At 64.0% G+C, this 21,900-nt stretch carries 26 protein-coding genes; 8 read left to right on the forward strand and 18 right to left on the reverse strand.

The genetic code is table 11. The features are described from left to right. Window positions 1–127: 127 nt before the first annotated feature. Complete coding sequence (locus N826_RS31600; RefSeq protein ID WP_044435643.1) at window positions 128–598, forward strand: hypothetical protein; 471 nt, start codon at window positions 128–130, stop codon at window positions 596–598. 290 nt (window positions 599–888) lie between these two features. Continuing rightward, window positions 889–2,061 carry an ISAs1 family transposase gene (locus tag N826_RS31605; RefSeq protein WP_044435645.1) on the forward strand — a complete coding sequence of 391 codons (1,173 nt, stop codon included), beginning with the start codon at window positions 889–891 and terminating at the stop codon, window positions 2,059–2,061. Between the two features lie 523 nt (window positions 2,062–2,584). Here the strand turns inward: N826_RS31605 and N826_RS31610 are convergent. The 6 genes from N826_RS31610 to N826_RS31635 all read right to left on the reverse strand — a co-directional run bounded on the left by N826_RS31610 (window position 2,585) and on the right by N826_RS31635 (window position 6,685). Beyond that, window positions 2,585–2,845, reverse strand: coding sequence for a hypothetical protein (locus N826_RS31610; RefSeq protein ID WP_157599381.1), 261 nt, complete (start codon window positions 2,843–2,845; stop codon window positions 2,585–2,587). 126 nt (window positions 2,846–2,971) lie between these two features. After that, window positions 2,972–3,358 (reverse strand): hypothetical protein, encoded by a 387-nt coding sequence (locus N826_RS42160; RefSeq protein WP_052832394.1) that lies wholly within the window; start codon window positions 3,356–3,358, stop codon window positions 2,972–2,974. A gap of 566 nt (window positions 3,359–3,924) precedes the next feature. Next, entirely contained in the window at window positions 3,925–4,479 is a 555-nt protein-coding gene (locus N826_RS31620; RefSeq protein ID WP_044435649.1) for a hypothetical protein, read from the reverse strand. Next, window positions 4,476–4,757: a hypothetical protein gene (locus N826_RS31625; RefSeq protein ID WP_044435650.1), complete on the reverse strand. Its 282-nt coding sequence runs from the start codon at window positions 4,755–4,757 to the stop codon at window positions 4,476–4,478. Before N826_RS31625 ends, N826_RS31620 begins: the two co-directional genes overlap by 4 nt. A 182-nt stretch (window positions 4,758–4,939) precedes the next feature. Next, window positions 4,940–5,305 carry a site-specific integrase gene (locus N826_RS45470; protein ID WP_244619775.1) on the reverse strand — a complete coding sequence of 122 codons (366 nt, stop codon included), beginning with the start codon at window positions 5,303–5,305 and terminating at the stop codon, window positions 4,940–4,942. 489 nt (window positions 5,306–5,794) lie between these two features. Beyond that, window positions 5,795–6,685 carry a replication initiator protein A gene (locus N826_RS31635; protein WP_244619774.1) on the reverse strand — a complete coding sequence of 297 codons (891 nt, stop codon included), beginning with the start codon at window positions 6,683–6,685 and terminating at the stop codon, window positions 5,795–5,797. Window positions 6,686–7,419: 734 nt separating this feature from the next. Between N826_RS31635 and N826_RS31640 the strand changes: the two genes are divergently transcribed. Beyond that, on the forward strand, window positions 7,420–8,733 hold the full coding sequence (locus N826_RS31640) for an IS256 family transposase (protein ID WP_373866665.1): 1,314 nt from the start codon (window positions 7,420–7,422) through the stop codon (window positions 8,731–8,733). A gap of 365 nt (window positions 8,734–9,098) precedes the next feature. On the opposite strand, the gene N826_RS31645 is transcribed toward N826_RS31640, so the two are convergent. From N826_RS31645 to N826_RS31700, 12 genes are all read right to left on the reverse strand, one after another. Continuing rightward, entirely contained in the window at window positions 9,099–9,437 is a 339-nt protein-coding gene (locus N826_RS31645; protein WP_044435654.1) for an ATPase inhibitor subunit zeta, read from the reverse strand. A gap of 158 nt (window positions 9,438–9,595) precedes the next feature. Then, on the reverse strand, window positions 9,596–10,555 hold the full coding sequence (locus tag N826_RS31650) for a cation-transporting P-type ATPase (RefSeq protein WP_052832396.1): 960 nt from the start codon (window positions 10,553–10,555) through the stop codon (window positions 9,596–9,598). Next, complete coding sequence (locus N826_RS31655) at window positions 10,555–11,247, reverse strand: YqhA family protein (RefSeq protein ID WP_169789447.1); 693 nt, start codon at window positions 11,245–11,247, stop codon at window positions 10,555–10,557. Before N826_RS31655 ends, N826_RS31650 begins: the two co-directional genes overlap by 1 nt. A 17-nt stretch (window positions 11,248–11,264) precedes the next feature. Further along, window positions 11,265–12,239, reverse strand: a complete 975-nt coding sequence (locus N826_RS31660) for a DUF2333 family protein (protein WP_052832398.1) — start codon at window positions 12,237–12,239, stop codon at window positions 11,265–11,267. Between the two features lie 113 nt (window positions 12,240–12,352). Further along, on the reverse strand, window positions 12,353–12,733 hold the full coding sequence (locus N826_RS31665; protein ID WP_052832400.1) for an SPW repeat protein: 381 nt from the start codon (window positions 12,731–12,733) through the stop codon (window positions 12,353–12,355). Window positions 12,734–12,819: 86 nt separating this feature from the next. Next, window positions 12,820–13,209, reverse strand: a complete 390-nt coding sequence (locus N826_RS31670) for a hypothetical protein (RefSeq protein WP_044435656.1) — start codon at window positions 13,207–13,209, stop codon at window positions 12,820–12,822. Window positions 13,210–13,411: 202 nt separating this feature from the next. Further along, entirely contained in the window at window positions 13,412–13,630 is a 219-nt protein-coding gene (locus N826_RS43550; RefSeq protein WP_147041194.1) for a hypothetical protein, read from the reverse strand. 180 nt (window positions 13,631–13,810) lie between these two features. After that, window positions 13,811–14,296, reverse strand: coding sequence for a hypothetical protein (locus tag N826_RS31680; protein ID WP_044435658.1), 486 nt, complete (start codon window positions 14,294–14,296; stop codon window positions 13,811–13,813). A 159-nt stretch (window positions 14,297–14,455) separates the two neighbouring features. Then, window positions 14,456–15,253 (reverse strand): anti-sigma factor family protein, encoded by a 798-nt coding sequence (locus N826_RS31685; RefSeq protein ID WP_044435659.1) that lies wholly within the window; start codon window positions 15,251–15,253, stop codon window positions 14,456–14,458. After that, entirely contained in the window at window positions 15,250–15,756 is a 507-nt protein-coding gene (locus tag N826_RS31690; RefSeq protein ID WP_044435661.1) for a hypothetical protein, read from the reverse strand. The genes N826_RS31685 and N826_RS31690 overlap by 4 nt, the downstream gene beginning before the upstream one ends. Then, window positions 15,753–16,268, reverse strand: coding sequence for a sigma-70 family RNA polymerase sigma factor (locus N826_RS31695; RefSeq protein WP_044435662.1), 516 nt, complete (start codon window positions 16,266–16,268; stop codon window positions 15,753–15,755). The genes N826_RS31690 and N826_RS31695 overlap by 4 nt, the downstream gene beginning before the upstream one ends. A 106-nt stretch (window positions 16,269–16,374) precedes the next feature. Next, on the reverse strand, window positions 16,375–17,199 hold the full coding sequence (locus N826_RS31700) for a universal stress protein (protein WP_044435663.1): 825 nt from the start codon (window positions 17,197–17,199) through the stop codon (window positions 16,375–16,377). Window positions 17,200–17,695: 496 nt separating this feature from the next. Between N826_RS31700 and N826_RS31705 the strand changes: the two genes are divergently transcribed. The 5 genes from N826_RS31705 to N826_RS31725 all read left to right on the forward strand — a co-directional run bounded on the left by N826_RS31705 (window position 17,696) and on the right by N826_RS31725 (window position 21,893). Continuing rightward, window positions 17,696–18,064 carry a hypothetical protein gene (locus tag N826_RS31705; RefSeq protein ID WP_147041193.1) on the forward strand — a complete coding sequence of 123 codons (369 nt, stop codon included), beginning with the start codon at window positions 17,696–17,698 and terminating at the stop codon, window positions 18,062–18,064. Window positions 18,065–18,134: 70 nt separating this feature from the next. Beyond that, window positions 18,135–18,740, forward strand: a complete 606-nt coding sequence (locus tag N826_RS31710; RefSeq protein WP_044435667.1) for an exopolysaccharide biosynthesis protein — start codon at window positions 18,135–18,137, stop codon at window positions 18,738–18,740. Between the two features lie 258 nt (window positions 18,741–18,998). Further along, window positions 18,999–19,742 (forward strand): sulfite exporter TauE/SafE family protein, encoded by a 744-nt coding sequence (locus N826_RS31715; RefSeq protein WP_044435669.1) that lies wholly within the window; start codon window positions 18,999–19,001, stop codon window positions 19,740–19,742. 168 nt (window positions 19,743–19,910) lie between these two features. After that, window positions 19,911–20,144, forward strand: a complete 234-nt coding sequence (locus tag N826_RS31720) for a hypothetical protein (RefSeq protein ID WP_044435671.1) — start codon at window positions 19,911–19,913, stop codon at window positions 20,142–20,144. Window positions 20,145–20,888: 744 nt separating this feature from the next. Beyond that, window positions 20,889–21,893: a TerC family protein gene (locus N826_RS31725; protein ID WP_044435672.1), complete on the forward strand. Its 1,005-nt coding sequence runs from the start codon at window positions 20,889–20,891 to the stop codon at window positions 21,891–21,893. Window positions 21,894–21,900: the final 7 nt, after the last annotated feature.

A 21,900-nucleotide genomic window follows, 5' to 3' on the forward strand; every position in this document is an offset into this window, starting at 1 on the left:
TTATCCCCGTTACCGGCAACCGGCCGTCGACCAGGCCACGGAAAATCGCAGCCTGGTCAACGACCTTGATGCTGCTCTCAGATGCATCCCTACAGAGCACTCCTGCTGCCTTTGGAGAAATGCAGCCATGATACCCGAAGTATCGACACGAGATCAGGACAGACGCGCTTCGGGGCGGGATCCCGACGATCCGGTGCTGTTCTACGCCGAGCGCTCATTCCGCGCGAGCGCTGCGACGCAGGGGCTGCCCCTGCTGCTCTGGCTGCCGTTCCTGCTGGCTCTGCCCGAGGCCATTCCCACCGTGCTGCTGAGCGCTCTGGGTCTCGTCCTGTGGCAGCACCGGGCATTCCGCTTCGAGTTGACCGCGACCCACCTGTGGTTCCAGGCCGGTGCTTTCACACCCACCATCCTGATCCCGCTGAACACCATTCAGCAGGTTGAGCCGGTGGATTATTGGGGAAGACCGCTGACCTGGGATCAGCTCAAGGCAGTCGGCTCTCTCCGGCTGCTCTTTCCGGACGGTTCCAGCCTCACTGTCGCCGGTATCCGCGAACCGCGTGAGGTTGTCGGCGCCGTCCGGGTGCTGAGAGACCTATGACGGAAAGGAAATTTTCCGTCCTCCAGGCCCCGCGTTACGCAACTCGTTCCCATTGCGAAGACGGACGCATTACAACGCTTCTTCAGGGTCATTAGCGTTCTGGTAGTCGAGCCAGCCAACAGGACGACGACCAGAATATCAGAGCTGGCCCGTCGACATTGATCTCAGGAAACCGCTTTGGCAAGCTGCCTACAGGTGCCTCCCACGGTTCGGAAGTCAGGTTAACAGAAGCTTTGCCTTGACAGACGTGATGTGATTCAAGATGCGCTCCGGGTCGGCGGAGTAAAGTCATGGACGACGTGAGCGATCTGACAGGTGATGAGGCGGTGCCTCGTGCGCGGCTGAGCCTGCTGCTGGAGCATTTTTCCCGTCTCGACGACGAGCGGGAATCGTGGCGGGTGATGTATCCGCTGTCCGAGGTGTTGCTGGTTCTGACCTGCGCCACCATAGCATCGTGTGACGATTTCGACGACATCGCCGCGTGGGGCCGGCACCACCTCGATTTCCTGCGGCGGCTGGCGCCCTTTCATTTCGGCATTCCCAGCGAACGGTGGCTGCGCGCCCTGGTCAACCGTGTCGATCCGATCCTGTTCGGGCGCTGTTTCGACGAGTGGATCAAGGCGCTGTGGCCGGGCCGGCACGACCTGATCGCGATCGATGGCAAGACCGCGCGCCGCACGCATGACAAGGGCAAGGGCCTGAAGGCGCTTCACACGCTCAGCGCCTACGCAACCAATGCCCGGCTGACGCTGGCCCAGCTCAGCGTCCCGGAGAAGACCAACGAGATTACCGCCATTCCGGAGCTTCTCGACCACTTGGCCGGGACCGGGCATCTCGAGGGCGCCCTGGTGACCATCGATGCCATGGGCTGCCAGGTCGCGGTCGCGGACAGGATCGTCTCACACGAAGCCGATTTCCTGCTCGCCCTGAAAGGCAATCAGCTGACCCTGGAGACGGAGGTCGCGGACTACTTCGGAACCGCGCCCGCCGACGAACTGGTCACCAAAACCACCGTCGAGAAGGAGCACGGCCGCATCGAGACGCGCATCTACACAGCCTCCAGCGTCGTGGACTGGATCACCTCGGATAAGAGTTATCCAGGGCAGCCGAAGTTCAACCACATCAAGACGATCATCCGTGTCGTCAACCGAACCGAACTCAAGGATCGCTGCACCGTCGACGAGCGGTTCTTCATCTCCTCCGCCAATCTCGATATCGAGCGCCTCGCCCACGGGGTTCGCGCACACTGGGGCGTCGAAAGCATGCATTGGCTGCTCGATGTCGAATTCAAGGACGATCTGTCGCGCTATCGTGCCGGCCACGGCGCCAAGAACATGGCTGTCGTTCGACGCTTCGCCCTTGGTCTCGTTCGCGCCGACAAGACAAAGGGAAGCGTCAAAACCCGACGGAAATCCGCAAGTTGGGATCCCGAGTTCCTGCTCAAGCTGCTTCAGATTAAATGAGCGTTAACCTGAATTCCGAGCCGTGAGGTGCCTCCGTAGCGATCACACTGAACCGACAGAAAATTGGGTAAGTCCAAGTCCTGGTCTTAAGGCCCTTCCGGTGCTGGATATCTGTTGCTGGGGCATGGCGGCCCGTTCCACGAGGAAACGCATCCATAACCCTGTGGCAGATCGGCGGAGGTGCAGACCGGTGACGCCATCGGCTGCGCCGGCGCAGCTCTTCCGAGATCACCTGGGAAATGCACCCTATTGAAACAGATGCCGCACAGGGTCACGAGGAAGGATTTCATAGCGAGCCATAGGACTGTGATGGTCGGAACGACGAAGTCGCAGGGCTGATAGAATGTCCCTGAAGCTTCCGCGTGAGCAGCGGTGCTGCCTGTGCAGTTCCTTAACTACTGTGATTTGATTTAATCACGACATTCAAGCGATGTATCATCGGCAGTGGTATTCGACAGGGATAAAACGCATCGCATAAAGCGTGGCAGGGCCTGTCATCGCCGCCGTCCGGTCCTATGCGGGATCACCTGTCATCGTTCGCACCGCTTCGAAGCCTGTCGAACCGAACCTGCTGGCGCAGCAGCTCATCAGCCAGCGGGGTATGAACCGGTCGCCGGCTGACCTTATCGGGAAAACCCAGAAGCCCCACCTTGCAGTGCCGCCCATTGCTCCAGCCTGGATAATCCGCAACCGGATAAAGACAGATGCCGTCTACCGGCATACCCTCTTCAAGTTCCACGTTTGTAACGACAATTAGGATGGCCGCCCGCATTGCCTCAGGCAATGGCCCCAATCCCAGGTAGCTGCACCTTCAAAAAATTGCTCTGCCTCAAGGCTGACTGGTTTAAGGCAGGCGGGAGCTCCTTCCGCATCGCTTGCCCCGTAGCGTTGTCGGCTGATCGCTTCCTCATCATGTCTCCGGCAAATGAGTCAGCTGGTTCTCTCGAACGACCCGGTCATGACCATTCCGCACATTCCTGACCCGGTACTGGTTCTCCGGACCCTGCGGCGGCAACTGGCGGACAATCTTATAGAGGCCAAGCGATACTGTGCCGGGTGAAAAATCTACAACCTGGCCGACCTGGTACTTATGCTCCCCGACTGCGGACATGACCCTGGCTGGCAGCTGGCTGCGGCGGATCGCCCGGTGATCGTTGATTTGCCTGTTTGAAAGCGCTCCAGTTACAGGCTTGTCGCTGGAAACCAGCCCGATGGACGGCTCAACAACCGAAGCTTTCATCTCCAGGGGATCTTGTTTCTTCGCCGCGGGGTTGCCCTGTCCTTGACGAGGGGTCATGGCATTTCTCCGGATGATCAGCGGGCGGGAAAATTGACATGCTGGTACGTGACCTGCCCTGGTTTTTCACACCTTTATGAACAGGCGCTGTATACGTGTCAATGCAACGTCATCCCAGGTCCTTTCGCTGCATTCCCTGGTGCGGTGTCGGTGCAACCGCTACCGGGCCATGGCAACGACTCCGACACTGAAGGTATACTTCGGGAGGAACTGACGCGGGAACCGTTTTTGGCCGTCGCGGGTGTTCACTAAACCCTCTTACACAGGCATCGGCCAAACCTTTGGAATCATCGAAACCGGATTCGCCGTTCCGGGCGTTTATAAACCGGTAGGTTCGTGAATGGGGATCTGAGTTGTAGCCGGATTTCGCCTCGTGAGGTGGTCTTGACCCCTTAACAATGATGGAAAATGCTTCTGCGAGGTATGATAAGGATACCAGTGTATTGGGTTAGAAATTATACCTTTATTTCCGGGATCCTTGCCATGGCACGACGTCTTCGAGGTGTCGGGGCGTGCCATGCTGCGGGCGCTAAACCGGCCGAGGCACCTCTTCTGCAAACATACTGTCAAATCCTGACCCGAAAAGTGCCCTTGATGTTCTCGGGGTTGACGACAGCGATCTGGATGTGGGTCTGACGCCAAAAACCCGAGGTAAGATAGATCCGCTCTCCCTGCGGGAACAAGCCGCGAACGGTGTCGTACAGAGACTCGCCGCTGTCCAGCACGAGCTTATGTAGGTGGTTGATGACGGCACAGTCGAGATACCGCTTGGCTTTCACGTTCTTGGGGATCGGCGATCCGGCGGTGGTCGAGGCGTCGATGAATGACGTGTAGGCGACCTCGATGGCCTCTGCGCCATCGCGCGTGGTCGCGTCCAAGCAGTTGCCGAGGTCGATGACGGCGCCGACAACGAATGCTGACTTGTAATCGCCTTTCCCGACCTTCCACTCAGCCCACTCGCGCGCACGGGTTGGGTCGGACTCCCAGAAGTAGATCCCACCACCGAGCCAATCGTACTTTTCGACCGACGCAACCATGGGCTCCCCGCCCAGGATCCGCTCGCCGACCTCCTTGTCGCAGCCGTGATAGCCCAACACGAATGACGGTCGGAGACGGCTCATTTATCCTTGGCGCCCCCAATCGAGGTCCGCTTCGCAATCCGTGCCGCCGCCCTCTTGAGCGTTGGCCGCTTCGACACGACGACCGTGACACCGTTGGCCGCCGTGTAGAGGTACTCGGCCATCTGCTGCGTGCCCTTGCTGTACCGCTTCGTAAGCTTACCATTTGCGGTGAGCACGCCTTCGGCTTGCAGGACATCGCGCGCCTTGCCGGGATCCCCGCCGATATGGTCTTTCAGGTTCTTGGCTGCCGCCCGAATTTTGCCGATTGCAATGCTCATCTGCCTGTCCTCAGTTCATCGCGCATTCTACCAAGCGCATGTGTTCGACGGCAATAGAGGCGGCATTGTCAAGTTGGTGCCGACGTTTTGCTCACCGGCGTCATCAATTCGGACGGTGCCCGGATCGGCGTTTTCACCGTGCCGACCATGCTGGCCTCCCTTGCACAATGTCTTCAGATTAATCAGACGAGCCGGCGCTTGGCGTCCTCTGAGCCGTCGATGTACTTCTGGGTGGTCGAGAGGTTCCTGTGGCCGAGCAGCTGCTGGACGTCGCGCAGGGAGCCACCGGCTTCGACAACCCTACGGGCGGCGCGGGTGCCAAACGTGCGGCGGCCGGAGTGTGACGAGCAGCCGACTAAGCCGAGCTCGCCGTACATCAGGCCGAACAGATGGACGATCGAGCGCGGCGTCATGCACTGGACCTTATCGGTGCCGGGCTCGTCGGGATCCTCACGCAACGCCCGCTCGGACAGGATCAGCGGGTCGCGCGGCCGGCCGGGCACGGCGTGGAACAGGGCGGCGACGTGGTCGAGCAGGACAGGTGCCATCGGGATGGCGCGGCCCGAGCCCTTCTGCAGATCGCGTCCTCGAGGTGGATGGTGTCGTCGATGGCGCCGCCGGCGTCCATGACGTGCCAGCGGCGCAGGCCGGCGATCTCCATGGCGCGCAGGCCAGCCTTGACCGAGAGCAGGACCACGACCTTGTCGCGGTGGGGATAGCGCCGGCGCTCGTCGCACCAGCGCAGCGACTGCGGTGTCGGTCAGGATCTTCGCCTGCTTGCCTGCCATCTGATAATCCCTGTGACCACATTCCCAATTCAGAATGCATCCTCATGATCGTCTTCCCCGCCCCTGTCGTCAAGCGAGTTAAGCTGCTGGAATCGCACGTTTTTTCGCGGGTGCGCCAATTCGCCAACTCGACACCTAATTATGATTAGGTGTCGAGTTGCCGGGAGACGCTGTCCGGAGCGGCTGAAGGGGTATCAGAACGCGGAGACGGGCCTCAACGCGCCGGCACCACGCCTCCAAGACTGGGGGTCAGCCCGGCAGCTCCGACGTTGGGAAGTCGTTGTCTACTTCCCGGGCCATCGCGAAAGGCGGCATGTTCGCGAGCCGGTCGGTCCGGAAGAAAAAGACCATCCAAGACTTGAGCGGAGTGCGGCCGGGCGGCGGCGGCACCTTCTTGTCGAGCGAGAGCTTGAGGCGCGGGTCGACCAGCATGAAGCCGTACTCGGGCAGCGGGTTCTTGCGCTTGGCCATCTTAACCAGCTCGGCCTTGAAGTAGCGCGGCTCCATCGCCGTGCCGATCCGGCGGTGCAGCTTGAGCAGGTTGATCTTGAAGCCGTTTTGGTTGCCACAGTGCGCCCGCGCGATCTCGTAGAGGCGCTTCTCCAACGGGCTGAGCTTGAAGTAGCGCGGGTCGTAGGTCAGCATGCGCCGGTCCTTGACGATCGCCCGGAACAGCCAGTCGCAGATCCTGACTTGGACAGCCTTCATTATCTTCTCGCCTTCCCGACCGCGGCGATACTGGATCTTGTAACTGTCGATCCAACCGAAGCCCTCCGTCTCACCCTCGCCACCCGTCTCGATGTTGGTGCGGATAAGCGTGCCCCGCAGACGCGCCAGCCCCTCATCGAGTCGGTCGTAGGAGCTGCCTCCCGGCTTCGTCTCGGTGATGCGGAAGAAGTCGTGCGCGGCGAAACTCACCAACGGTTCCGGCACCATGCCGAGGTTGATCCGCTCCTGGATGATGGAAGCCAGATAGATCAGAAGCTCGGCGTCCCAGATATTGGCCACCCCATGCTTGGTGCCGGTGACCTCTATACGGACCTTTCCATCATCATAGACCGACAGTTCGGTCTGTTTCTCCCGATTGAGGCCGAACCAAGCATAGACCATCAGGTTACGGTCGTTCTTCGCTTTGCCCATCAATGGGCTGTCGAGATGTAAATTAAGGGCGAGCTGGTCAGGCTGCATGTCTCACCGGCAATGTGGATCAAATGACGATAATAGACTAAAGCGTCTCGCATCATGCCTTGGATACTCCGTCGCGGCACGGACAAACGTCAAGACGTGGATCAAATGACGAGTTTTTAGAGGTTGGAGGCCAAGTGCGGGCGGCTCAGGACAGCGTGTCTCGTCATTTCGCCCACAATGTTCGTCATTAGATCCACGGTCCTCGTCATTACGTCCACGTTGCCGTCGAAAGCCGGCACTTATCCACAAACAGGCGGTCGTCATTTGATCCACATCCAAAACGTGGATGTCGCGACGTCCACGCCAGCTCGTCATTTGATCCACATGGGCTCGGCATCACGTCCACCGAGACTCGTCGTTACATCCACGCAGATTCGTCATCACATCCACATTTCAGATTGTAACCTTCTGATTTGAAAAGCAGATTTGGAACCGTAACGGCGTAGCCGTTTAACTGCCGAACTTTATAACTTACTGGAATTTCTTGTCCGGGCTGACGAGGCCTTCCGGCGGCAGTCGATCAGACGTGTCGTTAGCAGTTAGCGGAACTTGGAAAAATGAAGGCTGGCAGTGCTCAGGCTGCGGAGGGGGATGTCCCGCTTGATGTTGCAAATCTGAGTTGGGCGCTGCTCCCCTGAGCCGGTAGGCTCGGGGTGCTGAATCCACGTAGAGGAGCAACGCCCGTGATGAAGAATATCCGTGAAACGGCTTCGGTGATAGCGCCTGGTTCGGCCAGTGAGGAGCTTGACGCTGTGAAAGCGGCTTTCCAAGAGGTTCAGAGCAGCTTTGAGACCTTCTGTCTGCTGGCGGGGATCGAAGCATTCCAGGATCTTCTGGAGGAAGAGGCCGCCGACTTGTGCGGCGAGCGCCACCAGCGCCATGAGGACCGGCGCGGTCGCCGCTGGGGAAAGGCCCGGAGCCCGGTGGCCTTTCATGGCGGTCGGATCGACATCGAGCGGCCACGGGTTCGGACGCCTGACGGCCAGCAGGAACTGGAACTTCCCAGCCTTGCCGCCGGCCAGCGCGAGGATTGGCTGGGCCGCTGGGCGATGAACCAGATGCTGATCAACGTCTCGACCCGGCGGTTTCGGCGCTCGGTTCGCCTGCCCGACGGCGATGTCGCCTCGATCAAGGGTGACGGCACCTCGAAGTCGGCGGTGTCGCGCAAGTTCGTGGCGCTGTCGAGCGCGAAACTGAAGGATTGGCTGGCAAGCGATCTGTCGTCTCTGGATCTGCTGGCGATCCAGATCGACGGCCTGCACGTCCAGGAGGACCTGATCCTGGTCGCGGCGGTCGGCATCGACGCCATGGGCGAGAAGAGCCCGCTGGGACTGGTCGAGGGAGCCACCGAAAATGCCGCCACGGTTCAGGCGCTGCTCGACAACCTGGTCGAGCGCGGCCTCGACCCGGCGGTGGTGCGGCTGTTCATCATCGACGGCGCCAAGGCGCTGTCCAAGGCGATCCGCCGCACCTTTGGCAGGAACACGCCGATCCAGCGCTGCCAGGTTCACAAGGCCCGGAACATCGCCGAGCGTCTGCCCAAGGAGGCGCACGCGACGATGCGCAAGGCTCTCCGGCAGGCCTGGGAGATGGAGGATGCCGCCAAGGCCGAGCAGCTGATCCGGAACCTGGCGCGCCGGCTGGACAAGGAGTGGCCCGGCATCGCCGCCACCATCCTGGAGGGCATGGATGAGATCCTGTGTGTCGTCCGCCTGGGCCTGCCCAGGGAATTACGTCGCTCTTTGGCCTGCACCAACATCATCGAGAACATGAACGGCACCATTCGGCAGGTCACCCGCAACGTCAAGCGCTGGCGGGATGCCTCGATGGCTTTGCGCTGGACTGCTGCCGGCATGATGGAAGCCAAGAAAGGCTTCCGACGGCTGATGGCCTATAAGCAGCTGCCGACGCTCAAAGCCGCCCTGCTGGCTCATCAAGCGGCACGCTTGACACCCGCCACCAGTGACGGCGGCCTTGCCTGCAAGGGCGAGGCGGCGTAATTGTTAATCAGCAGCGCCCGCCCATTTGCAACATGGGCCGGGACATCCCCGCAGATGGAACGTCGCTGACCAACGATTAGAACCTTCCTGACAGTGCGACGGACGCCGGCCTGCTGCTTCACGTCAGGGGCGGGACCGACGGGTGCGAGGTCGAGGTCGGCCGCAGCTCGACCGAGGCGGTCTGCCCGGTGTTGTGAGCGTCGGCGCGACTGGTTCCGTATCAACCGACCAGGGCGACCGGTCTCTGACCCGTGGCAATCCGCCCTCTTGCGCCACGGACGCTGCCTCTGCGGATCACCCGCCTGCGGTGAGCATGATCTGATGCATGACGGGTACTTCTCCCCTGCCACGACCTTGCTGCGCCGTCATGCCGATGCAGCAGCCTCGGCCGCGCGGATCTCGCTGCCGGCAATCCCCAGCAGGCGCTCGGCTTCCCACTCGATCGCTGCGCGCGGTAGATCGTCGCCGTGGCCGCTCAGGTCATACTGCACGCGGTCGATGACGCGGAGGTAGCCGGCGGGTTCCAGCTGCAGCGCGACCAGACCCGCGGCATAGGCCTCGGTTTGCGCCGGGGTGAGGCCGCGCCGCGCGGCGGCCCACCCGGCCAGCAGTCTGGTCCGGCGCACCTGGATCCGGAACCACATCTCCTGATCGCGCGAATACGTTGCCTCGCGGCTATTTCTCAGCTCGGTGAACGCTCTCATGACAGGACTCCCGGCACAGTGTTGAACCATTTCGGATCCAGCGACTTCAAGGGTACCTGCAATAACGCGGTGACCAGCGTCTTCATCCGGAACTGATTTCGGAATGCTTGCCGGCGATGAACGGAACACCCGGTTTGCCGCGCTCCGCTCGCTGTGGCTCAGCCGTGGCAGGTACAGATCAGCGTCCGCCGCCGCAGCATGCGCCGGCCGCCCAGCGCCAGGGTGGCGGTGAGCACCGCCGGCAGCCCCTCGGGCACGATCGCGACGGCGAGGCTGACGCCGACCAGCAGCATCAGGGTGAGGTCTTCGCCGCGCCAGAGACCGCTGCCGGCAACCGCCAGTGCAATCACCAGGGTTACCGCGGCAAAGGTTCGGCTCAGGGTATCGAGGCGGCGCTGCAGCGGTGTGGCAGCGCGACGCACGCCCTCGATCAGAGTGATATGCGGCCGAACTCGGTGCCCATGCCGGTGGCCACCACGATGGCCCGGCCATGCCCGAAGGTCACCGAGGTGCCGCTGTAGACCATGTTTGACCCGGTCTCCGAGCGGCAGGTCGTACTCCGGCAGAGCGTCGGCGATCTTCTCCACCGGCTCGGACTCGCCGGTCAGCGCCGCCTCCTGGAGGCGCAGGCCGATGCTGTCGACAATGCGGGCGTCGGCCGGCACGACGTCGCCGGTTTCCAGCTGAAGCAGATCGCCCGGCACCAGGTCGCGTGCCGGCAGCTTGCGCACGACCCCGCCGCGGATGACCCGGACACTGGGTGCCGCCATCCGCCGCAGGGCGGTGATAGCGCTCCGGGCCCGATATTCCTGAACGGCACCGAGCACGACGAACAGCGCGACGATCGCCAGAATGGCGCCGGCGTCGACCGGCTTGCCGAGTGCCGCGGCAAAGCCGGCGGCGACCAGCAGGACCAGGATCATCACCGAGGCGACCTGGTCCCACAGGATCCGCCACAGCGACCGGCCGCCGTGCTCGACCAGCTCATTGGGACCGTAGCGCGCCCGCCGGGCATGGGCGGTGACTTCCAGCAGGCCGTGCTCGGGGTCGGTCGCCTGCCGCTCGATCGCTTCTTCCGGGGTCAGGGTGTGCCAGGGTGCGTCGCTGTGGCGGTCCATCAGGGCGGCTCCGCGTCATGGGAGTGTCGGGGTGGCTTGGTCGTCGGGCCATGGGCATCGTGACCAATGCGGCTGCGGCCGGTGGCATCGCGGTAGACCACGCCGATGCGGTCGATCCATACCAGTGCCAGGGCCGCCAGGATGAAGGTGACGAAGATGGCGAGCTTCCACAGCAGATCCTGGCTGCGGTACTGCTCGACGTCGATCAGCACCTTGAGCAGGTAGATCGACGAGATCGTGATGATGGTGGCGCCGATCTTGATCTTGAGCGCCCCAGGGTCGAGGTGGGCCAGCCAGGAGATCGCCATGTTGCTGTCCGAGACGATTGGACCGACGAAGTTCTCGTAGTTGCTGATGATCACCATGACGGCCAGGCTCGCGACCAGGGCGAAGTCGATCAGCGACAGCATGGTGGCCAGCGCCTCGACGCCGGACATCTCGTCGTAGCTCAGCGCCATGGCGTAGATCATCCGGGCGTAGACGGCGGCGTAGATGCCGAGTGCCACGATCAGCCCGAGATAGAAGACGACCAGGATGTAGCGGCTGAGCACGATGACGCGCCCGATCAGGCGGTCGATGCCGGGAGCCGCCCTGTCGCGGAGCTCCATCGCCGGGATCGGCAGGGTCGGCGCATGGCGGTGCCTCACCGGCTCCAAATCGATCCGGTCGTGAAGCGTCGGCGGCCGGTGCATGAGCCGGTGTTCCATTGTCAGACCGCCAGGACCTTGGCGACTTCGTTGAGCTGAACCAGGGCGCGCAGGAGATAGAAGCCCTGGCTGCTCAGGTGACTGGCGAACAGACGGCTGTCGGGCGGGGCGTCGAGGACGACGGTGGGACGCAGCTCGGCCGCCTCGCGCAGGCTGACCATGGCCTGGCCCCAGACGGCCTGCAGGTTGCGCTCCTGGATGACGCGCTCGAAGTCGTGGCCGATCTCGCGGAGCAGCAGGTAGTAGGCGTAGAGCTTGCCCTTGGTCTGGTAGAACAGGTCGTCGGACGAGATGTTGAGGATGAAGCCGCTGGAGTGTTCGAGATGGGCGTCGATCTGCGCCGACTGGGAGCCGAGATCGGCGGCGACCCGGAGGACCGTCGCGGCTAGGCTGTCGGCCCGGCGGTCGAACACCGCCTCGCCGGCCGCCAGCCGGAGATTGTAGGACTGGAGCGCGCTGAGGGCGGCGCGGTACTGGTCCTCGCTGGGGATGGTCGGCATGGTCGACTTGCTGAAGTCGAAGATCCAGATGTTGCCGGGGAACTGGAGCAGGCCGGCAGCGCGCTCGAGGTCGGGGTCGGCTTGGGACGAGCCGCGCGCGCGGCCGAGTTGGTCGAGCATCTCGAACGACAGCCGGCCGACGGCGCTGACGATGCCCTGCTGGAAGTTGGGCGTGTTGTCGAGCAGCCCGTCCGGCGTGAACCAGGGGTCGTTGGGCTGCCACTCGTGGAGCACGACCTCGCGCTCGATCAGGGCCGCCGCCATGTCGATCGTGTAGCTGCCGCCGGCGGTCGGTGCCGGAGCGATGAAGCCGGTGTCGTCGTCGATCCGGTGGTAGGCGACGCTGCCGATGCCGACGTAAGCGACGACGACGGCGGTGGTGAGCAGCAGGGCGCGGCGCAGCCCCTGTTGCCAGCGGGTTCCGAGCAGGGCGCGGGTCCACCGGCGCGGCGAGGACCGGGACAAGCCACTGAACATGATGAGAAGATCCCTTTCTGTCAAGGGGAGGAGCTGGCTGTGCGGGGCACTGCAAGACGCGCGGGGTGGCCCCGGGGGAGCGGGCCATGGCGGCCCACCCTCCCGGAGTTCATCTAGGTGGCGTGGCTGTCCGGCCCGACCGGCTGCGAGGGGACGAACAGGCGCCGGATGCCGGCGGCGGCCACGACGACCCCGAGGATGAGGTGGGTCCACACGGCGGCGGTGGTCGCACCGAAGCCGAGGATCCAGGGAGCCGCCAGGGTGAACAGGCCGAGCCCGAGATAGGCCCAGCGGCCCCAGTCGGCCGGCGTGATCAGCAGCCTGACCGCCACCGCGGCGATCACGACACCAGCGACGGCGGCGCTCCAGGCGGCGCTGCCGCCGAAGTCGAGGACGAGCGGCGAGAAGAACAGGATGACGCCGGCAACCAGCGCCACAACGTCGTCGGGCAACCGGCCGGTGAAAGAGACCCGGTCGAGATATCTGTCAGTCATGATAACCTCCTGGGTAATGATGATGATGACGAGAGAGTTGTTTTTCCCGGTGGTGGCGAGGCTAAGCTGACGGACGCGGCACTGCGTCAGGGCGGGGCGACTGAGGCGGAACTGTCCCGGTTTCCACAGTTCCGGGCCAGTTCGGCGAAGCTGTCCCGTCCGAGCAGGGCGGCGAGACCGGCAAGGTAGAGGCCGACCACCAGTCCCGGTAGCCCGCCGGCGGCGAAGCCGAGAATCAGGCAGCCCAGCAGCGGGATCGCGAGGCACAGCGCCAGGGATGGATGGCGAATCAGGACGGCAGCCATGGGCGCGAAGCCGCTGCGCTCGAGGAAACCGGCTCCTTCCCGGTGCAGGATCGCCGGCAGCCTTGATGTTTCCGGCCAAGCTTTGCCAGCCCGCCGCTGGAGTTCCGGCGGCGCTTCAACAAAGTCGCCAAACCGAACCACTTTTCGACTCACCGTCATGGAACTGGTCATTCCACTCCTCCTGCAGACTGGTGCTGTTACGAACTGGTGCTGTTCTGGCAGCGTCCACCGGCCTAGCACGAGCGGCCGCGCACCGGGCAATGGCGGAGCTTGTCTCGGTTAGCGCGACGGGCGATTACGTCCTGCCAGGTCGCCGAGCGTTCGAGTTGCCTAAGGACGCCGGGGGCGCAGCGGTGCCAATCGGCCAGATCCGTCACGGTCTCAGCCGCAACAGGCCGGCCGTCATCCTGAGCAACGCATTGTACCGGGGTGCTGGCAGGATCATGGGGCTGCGGGCAAGGGGCGTCAGCCCGAACCGTTTGCTGAACCAGCCCTGCCGCACCGGGTAAAGCGCAGCCTGCGTCGGCTCTGCCGGGATCGATGCCGGCGGCGTCAGTATTGAACCGTGTTCAGAGACCGGGTTACTTGTCATGTTGGCCTCGCTCCGTGATCATTGCGGTCGTCACAAGAACGCGGCACATCGACGTTTCATCCAGCAATGTTGTTATATTTGATGATTACGGTTTGGCGGGGGGTTATACCTGCCGCAGCAGCAGGTATAACCAGTGAAGGGTCATTCTTTATCTCAATATCTGCCGTGCTGCTGCAGCGCTCAGGAGCCCGGTGCCGCACCGTCATCGGCGCGGTGCACCACCGTGAAGCGGGCGGCGACGTCGTCGAGATGGTACTGCACGGCCGCCAGAACACCGTTTCGGCAGTTCAACCGGATCTCCGTCGGTGGCGCAGGACGCTCGCCGAAGGATCCTGGCAGATGCAGGACGTCGCCCACCCTGACAACCGTGTCGCCCGTTCCGTCCACGGCGGGATCGAAGCGGAGGAGCACGGTGGTGCCACCATCGACTTTGACCGGACCGACCATCACCGGCAGGTCCGGCGCGTGCTCCCCCAGCACTCCGATCGGCAGAAAAAAGGGAGCCGCCGCTGGTGCGACACCGCACGCGGTCGTGACGATGCGCGTTGTCTCCGGAGCGTTGTTGCGTCCATACCCGTAACCACCCGCAAAGCCCGCAGCGACGGCGAGCAGTGCCGCGCCGAGGCGCATTGAAAGAGCGGGAAAGGCGGTCAACGGGCTGGCCATGATCGGTACATCCTCGACAGGGGAGACGCGAAGAACGCGCTCCGGTTCCGTTTCATCCCGCCGCAGGACGGTTACCGGGCAAAAAACAAGGAGCGTTTCCTCCGAAACGCTCCTTCCCTCGACCTGGCGCGGCGACAGCCTGTCAGCAGAGTGCCCGGTTCATTCCGCCGCATCCTCGCCGGCGGTCATGATCTCCGCCGCGATCGCCTCGATCTGGGTGGCAGTGGTTCTGGCGGCTAGAACGTAGCTGAGCTCGGGGTCGCTCCAGTAGGCGAGATTGATGCCGTCACGCTCGGCGTGGAGGATCGCGGTGTTGCCCTGGTAGCCGTGCGGCGCGATCGACAGCGTCATGCGGTGCCTGTTCTGGTCCTCGTAAACCACCTGGGCGAGCGGCCCCTCCTTGGTGCCGAGCAGGCGGGCGCTGACGAACGTGATGTTCAGCGGCTCCAGCGACGGCACCGTGATCGCCTTGCCGAGCCGGCTCGACAGCCAGGTTGCCATCTGAAGCGGCTGGGTCGGATCGACGTCGGCCGGACGCAGCGGATTATCGGCGAACACCAGATGGGCTCCGGCCGCCTCCGCCACGTACTCCGGCAGCGGGTGCGACAGGTCGGCATAGGTCATGTGGCCGCCCCAGCCGGCGGCGACGAGGAGGACCGCGGCGGCTGCCCGGCGCAGCCAGTCGCCCACCATCCAGTCACCGCGGGAAACCTGCTCCCGCTGCCGCAGCCGGCTGGCCAGACGGTGCTCGAGCTCGAGGGTGCGCGGTGCACCCTCGTCGGCCGGCAGGGTCAGGAGGGCTGCGCGCAGCATCTGCTTCTGCCCGGTCATGGCGTCCAGGCGGCTGCGCGCCTCCGGATCGCCGGCGAGCAGCGCCTCGAGGCAAACCGCCTGCTCGACCGAAAGCTCACCGTCGATATAGGCGGCCAGATCCGTCTCGCTGAGCGCGGACTTCATGGCTGGTCTCCCTCAACGATCTGGAACTTGACGCTGTTTACACGATCCTTACTACCCAGGGTGCGGAGGAGAGCTTTTCGACCGCAGACAACATGGGACAGGAAGGCTTCCGGCGGAATATCGAGAACCCGCGCGGCATCGCCGTACTTCATGTTCCAGAATGCCAGCAGAACGAGAGCTTCGCACTGCCTGTCGGGCAGCCGATCAAGGGCGGCGAGCAGCTGCCGGACCCTGGTGGTCAGGGACTGCGTCGCTGCCGCTGTCGGAGCCGCTCCGTGTGTCTGCAGAATAGTATGGAGGGGCTGCTGTCGCGGCTCATCTTCTCCGTTCGGCAGTGCTGTCAGGACAAAGCGCAGCAGCTGCTTGTGCTCGGCCATGGCCTTCAGCCGGCTCGACCCATCCGGATCTTCGGCCAAGAGCACCTCCAGGCGCGCCGCCTGCCCGGGCGGGAGCTGACCGTCGAGGTAGGCGTTCAGCTCGGTTTCGCTGACTGCGGATTTCATAGGCTGCCTCCAACTATCCGGAACCTGATGCTTTTTATCCCCTCCATGGCGCAACGCAGAGCTTCGCGGCCGCGCGCGATGCGTGACATGAAGGTGCCGAGCGGTACGCCAAGCACCTGTGCGGCGTCCTTGTACTTCAGGTCCCCGAGTGCCATCAGGACGATGGCTTCGCGTTGAGCATCCGGGAGTTCGTCGAGGGCGGCGAGCAGCTGCCGGACCTCGACATGCAGCGACTGCGTCGCCTCGACCACCGGATCGGGCAAACTGGCGCGGGCGGCGTCGCGCACCTGCCGTTTGCGCAGCGTGTTGACGTGGGTGTTGCTCATGATCCGGAACAGCCAGACCCGTAGGTCGGTACCCGGCTGGAAGCTGTCGACGGCGGCGATCGCACGGGTCAGGGTTTCCTGCACGAGGTCCTCCGCGTCATCGCGGTTGCGCGTCAGGACCAGGGCGAAGCGGCGCAGGCTGACGATGTGCTCGTGAAGCGTTTCGACAACAGACGGGCGGGCCATGCACGATCTCCTGTAACGCAAGCTTGGCGAAACAACGCGCGAGCTCCGGTCTTCATCCGTGCCTGTCATGATTTTCGGACGGGCAGAGGGATCTTGCCGGCTGACTTTAGTGGGCAAGGAGAACGGGAACAGGGCTCCGGTGCAGCAGGTCCAGCCGGTTGGGACGGCCCAGATGCACGGGAACCAGGGCGTGCTCAGGGGCTCCGGCAACCAGGAGATCGGCCCCGTGCCCAACCACACTGTCAAGAACGGCTCCGAAGCCGAGCGTTGCTTCCGGATCAAGCCGCTTCAGCTCGGCCTGGATGCCGTGCCCGGACAGGTAATCCTGGATGCTGAACGGCGCCGGCCTGAGGATGTCCGGCGAGCCCCTTTCCGGAGCGGCAAGGACGGTCACTTGGCGGGCGATGGCGAGCACGGACACAGCACCGCGCACGGCCAGGGCGGTGTCGCGCCGGCCATCCCACAACACCGCGACGTGCTCGGCAACGCTGGTGACCGGGGGGGTCCTCGGCACGATCAGGGTCGGGCAGCCGCTGCGGTAGACGGCATGCTCCGGCACGTCGAAGCCGATCTCATCGGTCGCCGGGCTGCTCTGCGGCACGACGATCAGGTCGTGCAGGCGGCCTGCCCAGCGGACCAGCGCCGCCGCATCACCCTCGCCGACGGACCAGCGAACCGCGAGGTCCGCGGTGTCGACCCGCGCGCGAAACGCTCTTTCCACATCCTGCGCCCGGGCATACTCCTGCCGCGCCGCGTCCGCCAGTATGGGCGAGTGCCTGCCGAACAGGGCGCTCACCATCATCAACCGGCGGATCGTGTACAGGGCCGACAGGCGCGCCCCGAGCCTGCCCGCCAGACCTATCGCCAAATCGATCACCGGTCCGGTCTCGCCGGTGGCCGGAACATGGACAAGCATTTCCCGGATCGTCATCGTCACTCTCCTCGCGTCTGTGACACGGAACTCCCGCACCCCGGAATACCGGTCGGGATATCGGCCATCGCTGTCGCTGGATGAGCGATCTCCCGGCAGCAGCGCCTGTTTTCCGACCGGCAGGCGGCGGGTGAACCGCGGGGCTCACGCTTCCAGCCCCCTTGCTGGAAGCTGCCTGCTGAGCGGGAAAGAACGCCTGAACTCCTGTTTACATCCGTCGTCACCGTCACGCTCCCTTCCGCTGCCCGGCGCCGCGCTCGCGGCGGGTTCGCGGAGGATCGATCCACGACGTTCCTGAAGCTGCGTGGTCCTGCGGCGTGGCTGTGCCGGCAGCATCCGCTGCGGGGTGTCGCCGGATCCCGGTTGCGGGCGGTTCCGCCCTGTCGTGAACCGTCGGGCATCAGCGCCCAACCTGGATATTTTTACCGGCCCCTGAATGAAAGGCCGGGCTGGGGCGTTTGTTGGCAACTTCTGACCGGATCGAAAGGAGCTTGCCATGGTCTCGACCTTTGACTTCCAGCCGGAGCCCCCCCCAGCATCGCCAATGACCCTGGCACGGCGTGCCGGCGGCTGGTGCCTGCACGTGAAAGAGGCGGCACTGGAGCGCTACCGCGACTGGCGCTTCGACCGCGATGTCTGGAAGATCCACACTGTATTTGAGCAGTTGTCGGATCGTCAGCTCGATCTGATCGGATGCCGGCGCGCCTGGCTGATCGAGGATGTTCATCGTCTCGTGCGCAGCCACGCCCTGGTGACCTGGGGCAGTCAGTCCCTGCCATCCCTGGCCTGGTTGCCGCCGCCGCAGGAGCCGCCTGCCGGAGGAGCCATTTCCCACACGGCCCGGGAGCGGGTCGAGCCGGCCTGACCCGTTCCGGGATCGCCCTGACCGGGCTGCCGATCACGATGCAGCACGCTGCCTGACCGGGGAAGACGCGATGAGTAGCCTGAGCACGCAGTCACTGGCCCGTCAGCTGATCGGCATCCGCAGGCTGGCGGGGGACATGGGACCGACCGTCGGCCAGACCATGGCCCACTTCGGCAGCGGCGCCACGATGGTGACGGTCCTGTTGTTTGGACTGCTGGCGCTGGTCCCCTCCCCCGGACTGCCGGTTGGTCTTGTTCTCGGCAGCACGGTCGCGGTGATCGTCACCCGGATGCTGATCAGCGGCGGCGACATCGCTCCGCCCGCCTTCGTCGCTTCCCGGCGGCTGCCGCGGGCACTGCTCGACGCGGTGCTTCGGCGCGCCATCCCGTTTCTGCGCCGGACCGAAAAGCGCATGCGGCCGCGGCTGGTGCGCTTCAGCTCAGGAGCCGGGGCGACGGCAGCCGGTCTCATGATCGTTGCCCAGGGCGTGATCCTGGCGTTTCCGGTCCCCTTCGGCAACGCCTTCCCCGGTGCCGCGATCGTGGTTCTGGCGCTGGGCCTGTTGGGGCGGGACGGTGTTTACGTGCTGGTTGGCCATGGTCTCGGACTGCTCGCCGCCGTGCTGCTGCTTGCCCTGATCTTCGGGCTGTTCGGGGCGATCGGTGTCGCCTTCTGAGTACAATCCCGGGGCTCCTGACCGGTGAGAGCAGCGTGCCGTTCGGCTCATTGCTCTCACCGCAAGCCGCCAAGCTCTGCCTGTTGCTCCTGCCACTCCCGAAAGCGGCAACGACGCTTCCGTCACGGCGTTTCGAGGCATGCGCCATAACGAAATCGTGCACTGTTCCGACCGAACCGTGCTCATGATCATGTTGGGGGTTGAACCCACGGAGCCGACCGCACACCTGCTGCCCCTGCTGTCCTGAGGGTGAGCGCGATGGGAACGGACCTCCTGCTCTTTATCGCCGTCGGCTTCGCGGCGCAAATTGTCGATGGGGCGCTGGGCATGGCCTACGGCGTGACCGCAACCAGCGTGCTGCTCGGACTGGGCGTGCCGCCGGCGACGGCCAGCGCCAGCGTCCACGCCGCCGAGGTCTTCACCACCGGCGCCTCGGGCCTGGCTCACTGGCGGCGCGGCAATGTCTGCGTGACCCTGCTGCGCCGCCTCGCGGTACCGGGCGTGATCGGCGGCGTCCTGGGCGCTGTTGTCCTGGTTGGCCTGCCGGGCGGCATCGTCCGCCTGGTGGTCAGCCTCTACCTGCTTCTGATGGGTGGTCTGATCCTGTGGAAGGCCGTGCGTCCCGCTCTGCCGCGGTCCGACCCACCCCGCCACCTGACCGCCCTCGGACTAGTCGGCGGCTTTCTCGACGCCATCGGCGGTGGCGGCTGGGGCGCCACCGTTACCTCGACCCTGATCGGTCAGGGCACAACGCCGCGCCTGGCCATCGGATCGGTCAACCTGTCGGAGTTCTTCGTCACCACGGCGATTTCGGCGACGTTCTTCCTGACCATCGGGCTGGACCTGTGGCCGATCATCCTCGGTCTGGTGCTCGGCGGTGTGCTGGCGGCACCGTTCGCGGCGTACCTGACCTGCCGGGTTCCCGACCGGCCGCTGATGATCCTGGTCGGGGTGGTGATCGTCCTGCTCAGCCTGCGCGGGCTGGTGCAGGCGCTGTCATGAGCTTTGCTCCAACCGTCCTCGGGGTACATCCGGAGCGACGCGTGAAAAATTTAGTCTCAATGTACTGGAACTATATCCAGCGGTAATATGGGTGAACCCGCGAACTGAATGGTCTGCAATGATTACCGGCTGAGCCCGTTACAGCTGGCAGACTGAGGGGGAGCAGCCATGAAGACGCAAATGCAGGTTGAAGCTATTGAGGCCACACTGACCGATACGATCGCCAAGCTGACCGAGGATGGGCACCAGGAGGTCTACATTCTGGAAACCATGCTGGGTGTCGCGATTGCCGGGTGTACCCAATATAGTGGGGCCAGGGAACTGGCCAGGGTGTTCCGGCATCTCGCCGATGAATGTGATCGGTGCGCCGATGCCGCCGTGCAGAAGAAACAAACCGATTGAACCACGATCCAGGAGCGACGCATCAAATGGGCTTATGGGATGTGACGGTCCGTTTCATGCGTCGCCCCTTGGGCCTACCGCACGATAGCAAACCGGCTTGAATGAACATGGAGTGGAGTTGGCCGGTACCGCCTGAGGGATCCCGACAACACCCCCACGATCACGTCAGGAAACCACTCCCGAGCCGGCGATGATCCTCCCGCGTCCTACCCTCAGCACCGTTGTCTTCAGCGACGAAGAAGTTTCTTGCAGGTCACCCCTTGCAATGAGGAATACCTTTCACATCTGCTGGGATGTCTCGGGTCCGGGCCCCTCTGGCGGCAGCGATCAAGCTTCCGCGATGTCGGACTCCTTGCGACGCAGCTTTCCAGCTCGATCGAGGAGGACCCTGTCATGCACACCCTCAGGTTTTGCCATCCTCTCGCCGCCACACGCCGTGGCCGGCGGGGCAACTCCCTGACCAGGCATCTGGTCCGTACTTCCTTACTATTCCGGGTTCCTGCGGCTTGGCAGGTTGGACTGCACGGGAAGCCGTCACCAGCCTGACCGGCAAACCGGAGCAGCAAACGGTCGGCTCGGCCGGCGCCTATCCCGCTAGGTTGATGCGCCACCAACTGCCAGCAATGCTGCTCCCGACCTGAAGCATCAATCGTCCGGGCCCCTCTGGCAACCTTCCCCGGTTGCGATGTCGGACGCGCCGCGGCGGCTCTAGGGTGAGCCGCCGCCGTTGCCGCAGAGGATGACATGGAACTCATTGCGGCCGTTCTCGCCGACCCGTTCCTGGGCAAGCCCACCTGGATCTGGCTGCTGTTCATCGGCATCGTCATGGCCCTACTGGCCTTCGATCTCGGCGTCCTCAACAAAAAGGACCACGAGATCGGCATCGCCGAAAGCCTGTGGCTCTCGGCCTTCTACATCGCCATCGCCGCCGGCTTCGGCGGCTGGGTCTGGTGGTATTTCGGCCCCGGTTCCGGCATGGAGTACTTTACCGGCTTCGCCCTGGAAAAGGCGCTGGCGATGGACAACGTCTTCGTCATCGGCCTGATCTTCAGCTACTTCGCGGTGCCGCGGCTCTACCAGCACCGGGTGCTGTTCTGGGGCATCCTGGGCGTGATCGTGCTGCGTGGCCTGATGATCGGGCTGGGTGCGGCGCTGGTCACCGAATTCTCCTGGGTGCTCTACATCTTCGGCGCCTTCCTGATCGTCACCGGCATCAAGATGCTGGCGGTCGGCGACAGCATGCCGGCCGTCGAGGACAACCCGCTGCTGCGCTTCCTGCGCCGGCACCTGCGGGTCACCGCCGAGCTGCACGGCAACCGCTTCTGGGTCACCCTGCCCGATCCGGCGACCGGGCGGCTGGCGCGCCATGCAACACCGCTGCTGCTGGCCCTGCTGCTGATCGAGTTCGCCGACCTGGTGTTCGCCGTCGACTCGGTGCCGGCGATCTTCGCGATCACGACCGATCCCTTCATCGTCTACACCTCCAACATCTTCGCCATCCTCGGCCTGCGCGCCCTCTACTTCGCCCTGGCCGCGATGGTACACCGGTTCAAGTATCTCAAGATCGCGCTGTCGGCGGTGCTGATCTTCATCGGCGGCAAGATCTTCTGGAACCAGCTCTACGGCAAGCTGGATCCCGCCATCTCACTGTCGGTGACCTTCGGGCTGCTGGCCGCCGGCGTCCTCTACTCGCTGTGGAAGACGCGCGGCGAGCAGACCCCGGGCGTCGGCAACGAGGAACCAACCTGACCCCACC

It is taken from the genome of Skermanella aerolata KACC 11604 (assembly GCF_000936425.1).
GTDB classification, from domain to species: Bacteria; Pseudomonadota; Alphaproteobacteria; order Azospirillales; family Azospirillaceae; genus Skermanella; species Skermanella aerolata.